Below are 13,379 nucleotides of genomic sequence, written 5' to 3'. Positions count from 1 at the left end.
AACTCCGCAACTGTCCGTCAGGCCGGTTCGTTAAGAAGATGTATCGAATCGCCGGGCTGCAAGGTTTGGAGTTTTTCAGTAATGATACGATCACCGTCAGAAACACCATCAGTAATCACCCATGAATTACCGCTATCCTGAATAATTTTTACTTTCCTTAGGACAGCCTTACCGTCAGATCCGGCAATCAGGACATAAGGGTCGGCGTGCAGGTCTCGCAGCACAACGTTCTGTGGGACAAGAAAAGCTTTTCGCCGACCATAATGCAGAGTTGCATGCACAAACATGCCCGGAAGCAACATTGCATCCGGATTCTGGAATGTTGTTCGCAGCGTGGTCATTCCGGTTCCCGGATCGACCATTACTTCGAGAAGATCAATTCGGCCTGGTGACGTATAAGGGCGTCCCGTATCGAGGACGACATCGACCTGGCCAGCCCCAGTCGAAGTATGGTCACGCTTCTCATTCATCAGGGATTCGCGCAGGCGCGACACCGCCTCACCTGTAACGGTCAGATCGACATAAATCGGGTCCAACTGCGTGACCGTCGCCAGAGGTGTGGTCTGATTTGCCGTCACCAATGCGCCTTCCGTAACGAGCGTGCGGCTGATACGCCCGGAAATTGGGGAATAAACACGCGAATAATCAAGATTAACCTGAGCGGACATGATCTCCGCTTTCGCGCTCGCAATATCCGCCGCTGCCTGAGCCGCAGAGGAGACGGCATCGTCATAGTCCTGATGACTGACGGCGTTAATCCCGGACAAATGGGTGAACCGTGCTTTTCGTGCGTCTGCTGCAACGCGTTCCGCCTCTCCATGAGCCAGATCAGCCTTTGCCTGCGCTAGGGCAGCTTCATAGGGAACCGGATAAATTTGATAGAGCTGCTGGCCCGTCTTGACATCAGTCCCCTCAACAAACAGGCGCTTTTCAAGAACACCGCTGACCTGCGGCCGGATTTCGGCCTGTCGATAAGCTGCGGCGCGTCCGGGAACATATCCTGTCAGATCTACGGACTGCTCGTGCGCCCGCATGACATGGACATCCGTCACTGAAGGAGCATTCGCGTCCGCGTTTTTCTTGCCACACGAAGGCAGAAGAAGAAGGAGACCTGCGATGCAGGCATTAGAAAACGTGCGCGATGTCACGAGCCATGGTCCTTTCAGTCAGCGTTTAACTATTTTATTGAACATTGAATATTATGTTTTTCGTTCACTGCCAAGCGTCATCTTTCAGGCCCTCCCACCTGGCAGACCCCGCAGATGCAGTCCAAGACTGGACGCCTCTCACAATAGAGAAAATTTTGAAACCATATGTTTCCAACGTTTGCATTTATTTATTGAAAATACAGCTGTAATAAATTTGATATGTTGAACAGGCGTCGAATTGATAGCCTCCTAGAACAATCTAAGACTACACCGGGTATTAATCGTCTATTTGGAGTTATACTTATGAAATACGGTCTTTCTTTTGTTTCCGCTGCAGCCATGGCAATCGGGCTTCTGGCAGGTAACCCCGCGTCCGCGCAGGTTGTCACCAACGCAGCCCAGTCTCAATCTGGCACCTATAACGTTGAACCGGGCCACACACAGGTTGGCTTCTCCGTGCTGCATTTTGGCTTTACAAATTATCAGGGCGTATTCTCCAATGTGTCCGGCACATTGACACTGGATGCGCAACACCCAGCCGCCTCCAAGCTGTCTGTTACCATCCCTGTAGACTCCGTACAGACCACCAGCGCCAAGCTTAATGATGAACTCAAGAGCGATCAGTGGTTCGACGCTGCCAAATTCCCCAATGCCACGTTTGAGTCCACGTCAGTTCATCTGACTGGCCGCAACGATGCCATCGTAACAGGGAACCTAACCCTCCATGGCGTGACAAAGCCTGAAACACTGAAGGTTCACTTCATCGGTGCTGGCGTGAACGCACTGGACAAAAAATATACCACTGGTTTTGAAGCCACAGGCACCATCAAGCGCAGTGACTTCGGTGTGAAGATGTATGTGCCTTACGTGTCTGACGATGTGACTCTGCGCATTGCTGGCGCATTCGAAAAGCAGGACTAACGCTTGCAGCCACCTCTGCACGCAGTTGGTCCAAACAGTTAGAATACCCCAGTTGTGATCATCCTTCAGTGAATGATTACAACTGGGGATATCAGCCCTGACTGCGCGAGATGTTGCAACTGCGCAGGCATTCTCGCTCGCGTGGCGTGACTGAGCTGCTTGCAAAAAGACATTTACGGATCATTGGTCGTTCTCAAAATCTGTCCTGATATCGACATTACGAACAACAATAGGGTTCTCAGATCCTTACATGCTAAATCCAGAAACAGAATGTTTCCAACTTTAGGATGTTTGATAATCGTACAGGAGTTATCATCATGGGGTTTCTGAACTCCTTAAAGACATTGTTTTCATCACCTGAGAAAGACGTAAAAATGCCAAAAGTTCTCGTTCTCTATTACTCATCTTACGGTCACATCGAAACGATGGCCAACGCAATTGCAGAAGGGGTCCGTGAAGCAGGCCTTGAAGCCGATGTAAAAAGAGTACCTGAATTGGTGCCTGAGGATGTTGCGAAATCGCATCACTTTAAGACGGAGCAAAGCGCTCCCATCGCGACCACGGATGATCTGGTTAATTATGATGCCATTATCATAGGAGCTCCGACGCGGTTTGGCCGCCTCCCTGCTCAGATGGCAAACTTCTGGGACCAGACAGGCGGTCTGTGGCTCAAGGGCACACTGATTGGCAAGGTTGGTGCGGTCTTCACCTCCACGGCTTCCCAGCATGGTGGTCAGGAAACAACCCTGTACTCTCTGATGTCCAACCTTTTGCACCACGGTATGGTTATCAGCGGCCTTCCTTACAGCTTCCAGGGTCAGCTTAAAGTTGACGAAGTCACTGGCGGCTCACCTTATGGCGTCACGACGATTGCTGCAGGTGACGGATCACGTCAGCCAAGCAGCAATGAACTCGATGGGGCGAAATTTCTCGGTCAGCATGTGGCCGGCATTACTAAAAAACTAGCCTGATTATCAAAGCCTTCCCGATACTCTTCTTCAGGAAGGCTCTTTGTCCGGTTCAGGCTACCTCTCGGTTTTTACCCATGGTGGATGCTCAAAAGCCTTTATCAGATAATCTATCAAGGCTTTGACACGGTTAGGTCGCATCGGGCTTGGAGGGGTAATCAGGTATAGACTTATGACAGGCCCTTCCCATTCTGGAAGAATTCGTTCCAGTCTTGCTTCCTGCAATCCATCTGAAACCATAAATTCGGGAAATAATCCGTAGCCTAGCCCCTCCTCTAAAGAGGGCAGGAACGCTTCAGCATTGTCCGCACGGAACCTAGACGTTTGTGGCAGGACAAATTCTTTACCTGAATTCTTCTTTCGGAGACGAATCATTCCTGGAGCAGCGGTATTCGTATAAACGAAGCTTTTACAGTCCTCCAGATCTCGTGGATGTTCAGGTCGGCCGACAGTATTCAGCCATGCCGATGATGCCACCAGAAAGAGACCAACATCGCATAATCTTCGTGCGCGCAAAGAGGAATCAGCAAGAGCGGAGATACGTAACGCGATATCATATCCGTCAGCCACCACATCTACAATTGCATCGCTGAAACTGATATTCAGATCAATCTCAGGATAGCGCCGCATAAATTCCGGCAAGACGGGGGCAAGATGGCGGATACCAAATGTCACTGGTGCGGTAATGCGAATACGGCCAGAAGGGCGTTGCATATCACCACGAGCTTCTGCTTCAGCAGCTTCAGCTTCGGTAACAATACGATTGGCATAGCCAAGAAGGGCCCTCCCGGTCTCAGTAAGGGAAATGTGACGAGAATTCCGATTGAACAGCGCAATACCTAACGTCTGTTCAAGACGACTGACCGCCTTTGAGACAGTCGGCTTGGAGAGCTGTATTTCTTCTGCCGCACGCGCAAAAGAACCAAGTTCCGCCACTTTTGCGAAAATAGCCCATGCTTCAAAATCCGGCAGTCTCATACAACTCCCCCCTTGGCTGATCGTCCAGTTATATCTCGACATACTCATTGCGCCAAGAAAGAGAAACCGTATCTTTCCACTATTGCCATTTACGACAGTAACGCCGGGCGGCTATTTTTTGACACCATCCACATATCGTCACCTCCATCTGGAAAAACCATCATGATCGAAGTTCGTCCTTACTCACAGCTAGGGCACGCCAATCATGGCTGGCTAGATACACGGCACCATTTCTCGTTTGCCAACTACTATAATCCTAGCCGGATGAATTGGGGTGCTCTCCGCGTCTGGAACGATGACGCTATTGCGCCGGGGTCCGGTTTCGGCATGCATCCCCATGAGAATATGGAAATCATAACCTATGTCCGGGAAGGCGCCATCACCCACCAGGACAACCTGGGCAATAAGGGACGTACCATCGCAGGTGACGTTCAGGTTATGTCTGCTGGTACCGGAATCAAGCATAGCGAGTATAATCTTGAGGATGTCACAACCCGGATATTCCAGATATGGATCATACCGACCCGATCCGGATATGCACCGTCGTGGGGAACCCGGGTGTTTCCGAAAACCGATCGTGCTGGCAAGTTTATCATACTCGCATCCGGTTACGAAAACGACGGTGATGCTCTTCCAATTCGCACAGATGCACGCGTCTTGGGAGCAACATTAATAAGAGAAGAGAATACCGATTACCATCTTGGCATAGAAAGGCTGGCGTATCTGGTCGTTGCCCGCGGCACCGTGGAAATTGAAGGTCAGATGATCAGAGAGGGTGATGGTGCTGCCATCTCAGAGAAAGATACCCTCACAATCCTTGCACATCAAGATTCTGAAATAGTGCTTGTTGATACAAGGCTATAAAAAAAAGAGTACGGGGAGGGTTCGAAAACCCTCCTCTCAGCTTTATTAATTTTCCTCAACCCATTAATATCATCATGAGTGAAAAAAGAAGCTTAAGGTCTTTCTTACTCTTCATTTACCTAAAACAACAAAATAGATTCAAAATATTTTATCATAAACATGGAATAAGTCCGCGATTTACTTGGTTATTCTCTTACAGTAGCAGCACTGATGCTGCCACGTGTGATGTTCACTGCAAAGGAAAAGTCCCCTCCCAGCCTCCCCCCAGCGCCCGATAAAGCTGGGCAACAGAGGTCGATACACTCGCTTCCGACTGAATAAGCTGATTTTCGGCAGCCAGAAGCTGGGATTGCAAGGTCAGGACATTAAGAAAATCAGCAGCTCCCGCCGCATACTGTCTCTGGGCTGTATTTACTGCGGCATTATCGTGCGCCACGGCCTGACGTAATTCATCACGTTGCTGCTGGGCTGCACTAAAACTGGCCAGCGCATCGTCAATCTCATGCCAGGCATTCAGGGTTGTCCGCTGATACGTGATGAAAGCTTCCTGTTGCTGGGCTTTTCGCAGCATCAACTGCCCTCGGAGCCTGCCTCCTTCAAAAAGGGGCACCGTCATTGTCGGTCCAAACCCATATTGACGCGAAGCCCAATTCCCCAACTTGCTGAAATACATCGCCTGCATGTCCAATGTTCCCGACAGGGTCACGCGCGGCAGAAAATCTGCGATTGCCACACCAATATTTGCTGTTGCAACATGTAGTTTTGCAGCTGCCATCCGGATATCAGGACGCCGATCAGCCAGTTCCGAAGGGACACCGATATCGATAACCGAAGGCACTGAAGGAATGGGATGCGGCGCCTCAAGTAATGCCGTTAATGCTCCTGGTTCACGTGCGATCAAAAAACTCAGAGCATTGATAAGATGAACCTGCTGATTACGTAATACCGGTAGCCGTGCATTAAAGGTGTGATAAAGTGCCTCGGAGTCATCTACATCAAGCGTGGTCGTAACCCCTTTTGTGAATCGAAGAGTCGTCAACTCCACGCTCCGTCGCGCAACTGCGAGATTCTGACGTATAATTGCCATTTCGGCCTGCACTGCACGCAATTCAATATAGTCTCTGGCAGCTTCAGCCATGAGTGAGACGATGACATCACGACGCATTTCGTCGGTAACATCCATCGCAGCCCGCGCACTCTCCACAGAGCGCCTGACATGCCCCCATAGATCGACCTCCCATGAAGCACTCAGTCCATAAGTCGGGAGATTGAACGCTGGCGTGGGATGAGTCATGCCGATTGGGGTACCAAGCACCGACCTTACGCCATTGGCGCTGATCTGATTGCGTTGATAGTAGGCATTTCCATTAAGGGAGGGAAACTGTGCAGCTCCTGCTATCTTTCGTTCTGCCTGACTTTGAGCGTATCGGAAACTTGCTGCCCGCAAATCGAGGTTTTTTGCCGCAACCTGTCGTTCAAGATCATCTAAAATAGGATCGTGATACACTTCCCACCATTGGGGATTGATCCTTTTCATATCCGCCTTGCTGGAAGATGCAGGCAGACTTTCATGCCATCTATCTCCAGAAGGCATCCGTGGATCATGAAAATCGGGCCCAACGGTGCAGGCACTCACCATTAGTCCCAACAGCGCAAAACCCAGTCGCTTAACGCCATTCATAGCGATCATCCGATGCATGAGGGCCGTCAGCTTTCGTCTCTGTATCGATTCTCACTTCAACCGACATGCCAACACTCACTCGCGCAGCAAGAGGCTGGCCCGGATCAAACACAATGCGGACCGGGAGACGCTGCACCACCTTGGTAAAGTTCCCCGTCGCGTTGTCTGGCTGGATCGGAGAAAATGCGACCCCGGTCGCGCGCGCCACGCTATCAACATGAGCCCGCAGGTGATGCCCCGGAAAAGTATCAACCCAGACTGTAGCCCGTTGCCCGGGCATTACGTGAGTTAATTGTGTTTCCTGAAAATTGGCGACCACAAAAGCATCCTGAACGGGAATAACGCCCAGGAGCGCAGTACCAACATGAACATAGGCCCCCACACGAACACCGCGCGCGCCAACCACGCCATCAATTGGTGCCGTTATCGTGCAGTATGACAGGTTGAGTTCAGCCTGCTTTTCTTCCCCTTGCGCACGCTGTAATGCCGCTCTGGCACGCTCAAGTTGCGCTTGAATGACAGGAACCTGCTGCTCCGCCGCTGAAGCCTCTGCCTCATCACGAGCAAGAAGCGCAAGAGTCTGTTTTGCCTGTGTTGCTGTACGTTGACGTTGCTCAACAGTTCCTGCTCCACCTGCAGACAAATCGCGATAACGCGCCTCATCCAGCCTAGCAAAGGCAAGAGCAGCCTTATCAGACTCAACCGACGCGTGCGCCGCGGCGATAAGAGGTTGCTGCCGTTTGAGGGTCGCGCTCAAATTATCAATATCCGACTGAGCGGATGCCACATTAGCCCGGGCTATCCTGAGGGAAGCCTGAAAGTCCCAGTCCTGAATGTGAGCCAGCGTCTCGCCTGCTTTCACGTGCTGGTTATCCTGTGCCTCAACTTGATCGATCCGACCTGAGACCTTAGGTGCGACAAGTGTGAAATAAGCATGGATATAAGCGTCATTTGTCGTAACACTTCCCTGATGCTCCATTACCAATCGGTCCACGGCGAAAGCCGTGACACCAAGACCCGCTATGACAGCGGCAAGACTTAAGAAACGCCGGGTCGGCACATGAAATCTCCGGTTTAGGATTGACGAGAGAGCGGTGCCGCTGCGCGCGGCGGATACACCCTGCTGGGCAGAACAAGATTGAGGCCGATAAGAAGCGTGCAAACGCCAATCATCACGACATAGATATCGGCACAGGCAAGAATGAGCGATTGCATCCCGACCTCGCGATGAAAGAGGGACATAGCGGCCGAGTTCACGCTGCCTGGGTCAACAAGGTGAGGATCGAACAGGCTCTGGCGTACAGCATCGAAAGGAGGAAGAGAAAACTGTATATGGCCCATGTGATCCAGCAACATGGAGGAATGGTATTGCTCCCGGCGCCGGAACAATGCGTCAAGAAGTCCATCTGCGACAGCGCTCGCCATACCCTTGGTCATGTTGACCATACCGGAGATGAAGGGCCCATCGGTAGGTCCGAGCCCCATGGTCGCAAGCATCAGAACCGGAATGATGACCATAGGCTGCGCGAATACAGTCAGCAGCGCGATGGGATAAAAATTATCGCGGACCCAGTCTGCACATATCCAGGTTCCCAGCCAGTATGAAAGACCCATCAGACCCAGACCGGCCATAAGAACATGTCGACAGTCGATCCGGCGGATATTGCATATGGCTGCCACCAGCGGGAGCGCGAGCAACTGGGGAATCGCTATCAGCAGAGAGAAAGGCGTCGTCTGAATTGGACGATAGGATTTTACCGCAGTCAGATAATGCGATGGAACAGAAACCGTTACCACACTCAACACCAGAACCCCGAAAAGCGTAAGCAAGGCATCCGCTATATTGCGTTGTTTGAGCAACTGGATACGAAAAAATGGAAGCGAATGATGCCACTCATTGACGATGAAGACTGCAAAAAGAAACACACCCACACACGTCAGATGGGTGATGACAGGAGAGCGGAACCAATCAAGCCGATCCCCCTGCTGCAACGCGATGACAAGACAACATATGCCGGGCAGACCGGTCATCAACCCGAACCAGTCAAACCGCCTGAATCGCTCCAGTCTCATCGGATCCTGTGGTAGCCCCCAGGCCACGCAGATAATCGTTACGACACACAGAGGAACGATCTGCCAGAACAGGAACTGCCAGCCAACATACTCAAACCAGAACCCTGTCAGAGGTGTCGCCAGATTGGGACCAAATGTTGCGGTCAGGGCGTAGGCTCCAAGCCCATAGATCTTGATAGGAGGGGGAAGAAAGCGGAGCGCTACAGTCATCAGCATGGGGGGAAGTGCCCCACTGGCAAACCCCTGCACACAGCGCAAGATCAGCAGACACGCGAGATCGGGCATAAAAGGGGCAAGCGCCCCCAATATACCGACAGTTGCCGTCATGGCTATTGTCAGGCGGCGAACAGAAAACGTAACAGCAAACCAAGGAGCAAAAGCCATTGCAGAAATATTGCAGGCTTCAAACAGAGCAATAACCCACGTCCCCTCATCATGGCCGATGCCCATCTGGCCACGAATATCATTCAGGCCGATTTCCGTTACATGCTCGTTAAAGCCCGCGAGTAGAACAGCTAGCAAAACCCCCAGCAGACCAACCAACAACCGCCCATTGAGTGCCGGTACCACAGGCAACGTCAGCGGAGAAGGATGCAGCCTACTATCGGTTGGCACGGCAGTTTGTGCCGATGAGGTCATCTTACGTCCATAGTTGAGGCTGATAGAAAATATAAAAGATAATGCTCACAAGCCTACCCCACTGGGAAGCGCCAGAACCTGCAATTCAGCATTTCATATTCTGTAACGTATAGCATTTACATTTGATATTCTGATAGCCTTGAAACTGCTATTTTAATTAAGTATCGCCCCACCAGTGAGCAAAACAAACAAGACATGGAGCATGGTTCAGTGAAGCAGGATTACGACCTCAACCTGTTGTATGTTCTTGCCCTTCTCCTTGAAGAACAGAGCGTTATCGGCGTAGCACGGCGAATGAAGGTCAGTAGTGCGACAATCAGCCGTTTTCTTGCGCGTATCCGCGAGGCATTTTCCGATCCAATCCTGGTCCTGTCAGGGCGCAGAATGGTTCTCACCCCGAGAGCTATGGAGCTTCAGGCGCAGGTCGCCACTGTTCTGGCGAGCGCACGGGCGCTCTCCAGGCAGGAAGAGGTAGATTTCACGAAACTCACTCCTTCCTTTACGATCCGGGCGAATGACGTGGTGACAAGCGTTTTCTCAGGTCCGCTCATGCAGGAACTGACGCGGACATGCCCAGGATGCCACTTACGCTTTGCCCCCGAAAGTGAGGGACACGATAGCGAGGCCCTTCGCAAGGGCACCGTGGACCTTTTCATAGGAGCTACCCGTGAACTTCAGCAGGATATCCGACGGCAGAAACTTTTTTCTACAAAGTTTCGAGGTGTCGTCCGTAATGGTCACCCGATTCTTGACGGTGAAATCACACCCGAAGCATTTACACGTTACAATCATGTCGTGGTTTCCCGTAAAGGGCGCCGCAGGGGACCGATAGATGTCGCTCTGGACCAGGGGTATGGCCTGGAACGCAATATCGCTCTGGTCATGCCGTCACACTACGCGGCATTACATGGAATTACGCATACAGATCTGATTTTTTCCATGCCTGATATTGTAGAAAGTGGCTTATCCATCGCCGCTGTTGGACTCATCGCGTTCGAGATACCCGTGATGGTGGAACCGCTGGAGGTTTTTCAGGCATGGCACCCTCGCCTCGACACCGATCCCGTGCATCGTTGGTTACGCACCGCCATCACAAATGTTGTCCGTCGTCGTCTGGAAAGGTGAATAAGCCTGAGCGGGACCGTAATCATAACCGAACGACTGCAAACAACAGAAACACTCTGACAGATTGACACATCCCTTAACGACATGTAGGGACGATTTCAGACGGCAAGCCCATGTTACGGTCGCCGCGTAAGCGTTAACGTCAACCAACGCATTCTTGTCGTCATGTTCTGAAACCAAGGAAGATGGCGTGTATAGGATGTTGACGTGCCAACTCCCTTTTCGGCCCCCCGCCCTTCGACCGTAGGCTTTTCAAGCCTGTATCTCGGCATCATTCTTATCGGTGCCAACCTCCGTGCGCCTATCACAAGTCTGGGTCCCGTACTTCCGGCTATTCAGAATGAGCTTCATCTCAGCGGCACGACGGCCGGACTACTGAATTCTCTGCCGTTACTGATCTTTGCCCTCCTGTCCCTTGTGGCCCCAGCTGTAGGACGACTACATGGTCTCGAACGCATTCTTGGCGTATCGGTCATGGCCATTCTGGTTGGCACAGTCACGCGATCTCTGGATCTGCCTGGTTCAATCTGGTTTGGCACTCTCCTCCTCAGTGCTGGGATCGCTTTTGGGAATGTTCTCCTCCCGGGTTTGGTGAAACGCGATTTTCCGACACGCGCCGCAGGCCTTATCGGTCTCTATGCTGCCTCAATGGCAGCAATGGCAGGTTTGTCTGCCGGGATAGCTGAGCCGATTGCACGCATCCCTGGGTTAAGCTGGCGCTGGGCAATCGGAATATGGGCCCTCCTCTCATTTGGCGCGCTTCTCATGTGGCTGCCGCAGTTTCGCACACGACAACATTACCTTTCCTCAGCCGCCACAAACGACCAGACATTCACCTCCCCATGGCGTCATCCGATCGGCTGGCAGGTATCCCTCTTTTTCGCTTTTCATTCTCTGGTATTTTACTCACTTGTCGACTGGTTTGCATCCTATGCAGCCAGTCGTGGCATACCCCTCTCTTCCGCCGGTCTCATGTTGCTCGTTTTTCAGGTGGTTGCTGTTGCGACAAACCTCGGCTGTGCGCCCCTGCTTCAGAGGTTGAACGATCAGCGATTACTGGGTTTCATCTGCGGGCTTTTACTTTTGGCAGGGACAAGCGGCTTAGTACTTATGCCCAGCCTTTCTTTAGTGTGGCTCATTTGTGCCGGCCTCGGTGCCGGTGTTGCGATGGTCACAAGCCTGTCCCTATTCGGCCTCCGAACACATAATCATCATCAAGCTGCAGTCCTTTCAGGAATGGCACAATTCATTGGTTATGTGGGAGCTGCTGCCGGACCATTGCTGATCGGCGTGCTTCATGACGCGACCGGCAATTGGAGTGCCTCCCTATGGCTACTGGTTGCATCAAGCATGCTGGCTATGATCTTTGCGACACTAGCCGGTCGAGCGCGAACAATTGGTAAATCATGTTAGTAAATGGCTACAATATATAGACGCCCTCCTCTTCTATGCGCACACGATGCAACAACACAGGTTCGAAATACCCCTTCCCTGTTATGCACGGGTCCATAGCAACGCTCCGATGATATAATGCGTCGGACCGAATATCATATCTCGACCTTCTGCCCTTCCCCATTATATGCAACGATCATGTTGTGAGTCAGTGCATCAATGGTGAGCGGGGCCAAGATAGAATCCAGAAGCCCCGGGAAACGATAGTCCAGATCGTCTCGTCGCAAAGACAGCCGGTATTCCCGTCCCATCTGGCGCTGCCAGACAACGCCGCTATCTCGCAGGATACGCCAATGATGACTCATGGTGGATTTTGGAATATGTGACAGCACGCTACAGCTGGGATATCCGTCACCTTGAGCAATAGTCCATACAGCCGCCAGTCGCAGTGGATTTGCAAATGCCATCAGTACACTCTCAAGCCGGATATCGTCGCGTTTGGGATGATTGGTGTGCATACCCTATTCTTATGCAGCCCTGAAATTTAAGTCAATTACGTGATTTTCTGTATCCTATGAAAATATTCAACAGAATTACTTGCGGATAAACAACACATTCTGCTCGAATGCCATCATGCCTGCTCAAATTCCCAAACCTGGACTATCCTTCTTTCTAACGAGACTGTCACATTTGTATTTATTTGTCCCCCCAAGAACAACTTGAAAGGTAATATTCTGCATTAGATAAGGAGCTCCATCTCTCCGTACAAATCTGCAACCAAAACATCAAAATCAATTTTATTATGATACACATAGTGAAACAGGAGTTCGTTATGGAAAATCTTCAGCCATTTGTTTTTCTTCGTCATGGTGAAACAGACTGGAACAAGTCAGGTTTACTGCAGGGTAGGAGTAACATTCCTCTAAATGATACCGGACGACAGCAAGCATACCAGGCAGCACAAAAACTCAAGAATTTATCGGTAACCAGGGTGTTGGTCAGCCCACTACAACGAGCCATTGAGACAGCAAGACTAGCATTTCCCGACCGACTTGAAATGATTGAAATAGAAGAAAATCTGACTGAATGCGATTTCGGCAAACTCGATGGAAAATCGATCAAAAATGTTATGATTGAGCACGGAATAAATGAAAAACAACAACTTGTAAAAATCATTTCGAAATATGGGGAATCCTGGGAAGAAATACAAAAAAGATGTAATTCTTTTTTCACCAAAATGGAGAGAATACAGGACAATAAATCCAGAATTGTCTTGGTTGGACATGACGTCGTATTCCAAGAAATCTCCGAAAAATTGACCGGCCTCTGGCTTAATAGCCAACATGGACAGCCAAATTATTTCAATAAAAGCATTGATGGATGGAAAATCACGGAATTCAACGAATCTTTTCCCGCATAAACCACCGCTGTGAATCCGTATTTTATAGCCAGTTTTTCGTCAGTTGCCATAAAATGACTACCAGCACTTACGGAACGATACTCTTCTTTCATCATCACCCGATCCGCCTCATTCTCTTATATTGAAGAGATAAAGAGGCTAAAATCGTGCTCTTTTGAATGTGGAGGGTT

Annotated in this window: 12 protein-coding genes; 6 read left to right on the top strand and 6 right to left on the bottom strand. The window is 50.7% G+C overall.

Features of this window, described 5'->3' with window-relative positions; all coding sequences use genetic code 11:
- Positions 1-17 precede the first annotated feature (17 nt).
- Positions 18-1,148: an efflux RND transporter periplasmic adaptor subunit gene (locus GLX_RS12060; protein ID WP_014106233.1), complete on the bottom strand. Its 1,131-nt coding sequence runs from the start codon at positions 1,146-1,148 to the stop codon at positions 18-20.
- A gap of 303 nt (positions 1,149-1,451) precedes the next feature.
- Here GLX_RS12060 and GLX_RS12055 point away from each other — a divergent pair, with 303 nt between their 5' ends.
- Together GLX_RS12055 and wrbA are read left to right on the top strand one after the other, a co-directional pair.
- Positions 1,452-2,069 carry a YceI family protein gene (locus GLX_RS12055; protein WP_014106232.1) on the top strand — a complete coding sequence of 206 codons (618 nt, stop codon included), beginning with the start codon at positions 1,452-1,454 and terminating at the stop codon, positions 2,067-2,069.
- Between the two features lie 374 nt (positions 2,070-2,443).
- Positions 2,444-3,040: an NAD(P)H:quinone oxidoreductase gene (wrbA, locus tag GLX_RS12050; protein ID WP_014106231.1), complete on the top strand. Its 597-nt coding sequence runs from the start codon at positions 2,444-2,446 to the stop codon at positions 3,038-3,040.
- A 54-nt stretch (positions 3,041-3,094) separates the two neighbouring features.
- On the opposite strand, the gene GLX_RS17475 is transcribed toward wrbA, so the two are convergent.
- A complete protein-coding gene (locus GLX_RS17475) occupies positions 3,095-4,015 on the bottom strand; it encodes a LysR family transcriptional regulator (protein ID WP_014106230.1) in 921 nt (306 codons plus the stop codon).
- 162 nt (positions 4,016-4,177) lie between these two features.
- Here GLX_RS17475 and GLX_RS12045 point away from each other — a divergent pair, with 162 nt between their 5' ends.
- On the top strand, positions 4,178-4,879 hold the full coding sequence (locus GLX_RS12045) for a pirin family protein (protein ID WP_014106229.1): 702 nt from the start codon (positions 4,178-4,180) through the stop codon (positions 4,877-4,879).
- A 229-nt stretch (positions 4,880-5,108) separates the two neighbouring features.
- Here the strand turns inward: GLX_RS12045 and GLX_RS12040 are convergent, their stop codons facing one another.
- The 3 genes from GLX_RS12040 to GLX_RS12030 are packed head-to-tail and all read right to left on the bottom strand — an operon-like array spanning position 5,109 to position 9,272.
- Positions 5,109-6,560: an efflux transporter outer membrane subunit gene (locus tag GLX_RS12040; RefSeq protein ID WP_041247853.1), complete on the bottom strand. Its 1,452-nt coding sequence runs from the start codon at positions 6,558-6,560 to the stop codon at positions 5,109-5,111.
- The gene (locus GLX_RS12035; RefSeq protein WP_014106227.1) at positions 6,547-7,620 is read right to left on the bottom strand and encodes an HlyD family secretion protein; all 1,074 of its coding nucleotides are present in this window, start codon (positions 7,618-7,620) and stop codon (positions 6,547-6,549) included. The genes GLX_RS12040 and GLX_RS12035 overlap by 14 nt, the downstream gene beginning before the upstream one ends.
- A gap of 14 nt (positions 7,621-7,634) precedes the next feature.
- Positions 7,635-9,272 carry an MFS transporter gene (locus tag GLX_RS12030; RefSeq protein WP_014106226.1) on the bottom strand — a complete coding sequence of 546 codons (1,638 nt, stop codon included), beginning with the start codon at positions 9,270-9,272 and terminating at the stop codon, positions 7,635-7,637.
- Positions 9,273-9,482: 210 nt separating this feature from the next.
- On the opposite strand from GLX_RS12030, the gene GLX_RS12025 reads away from it, so the two are divergent.
- Positions 9,483-10,397, top strand: a complete 915-nt coding sequence (locus tag GLX_RS12025; RefSeq protein WP_110096354.1) for a LysR family transcriptional regulator — start codon at positions 9,483-9,485, stop codon at positions 10,395-10,397.
- A 207-nt stretch (positions 10,398-10,604) separates the two neighbouring features.
- Positions 10,605-11,810, top strand: a complete 1,206-nt coding sequence (locus GLX_RS17470; protein ID WP_014106224.1) for an MFS transporter — start codon at positions 10,605-10,607, stop codon at positions 11,808-11,810.
- A gap of 134 nt (positions 11,811-11,944) precedes the next feature.
- On the opposite strand, the gene GLX_RS12020 is transcribed toward GLX_RS17470, so the two are convergent.
- On the bottom strand, positions 11,945-12,307 hold the full coding sequence (locus GLX_RS12020) for an ArsR/SmtB family transcription factor (protein ID WP_014106223.1): 363 nt from the start codon (positions 12,305-12,307) through the stop codon (positions 11,945-11,947).
- A 314-nt stretch (positions 12,308-12,621) separates the two neighbouring features.
- Between GLX_RS12020 and GLX_RS17465 the strand changes: the two genes are divergently transcribed.
- Positions 12,622-13,209 carry a histidine phosphatase family protein gene (locus GLX_RS17465; RefSeq protein WP_158309236.1) on the top strand — a complete coding sequence of 196 codons (588 nt, stop codon included), beginning with the start codon at positions 12,622-12,624 and terminating at the stop codon, positions 13,207-13,209.
- Positions 13,210-13,379 lie beyond the last annotated feature (170 nt).

The organism is Komagataeibacter medellinensis NBRC 3288 (assembly GCF_000182745.2).
GTDB classification, from domain to species: domain Bacteria; phylum Pseudomonadota; class Alphaproteobacteria; order Acetobacterales; family Acetobacteraceae; genus Komagataeibacter; species Komagataeibacter medellinensis.
This window is presented reverse-complemented; position numbering and strand designations above follow the sequence as displayed.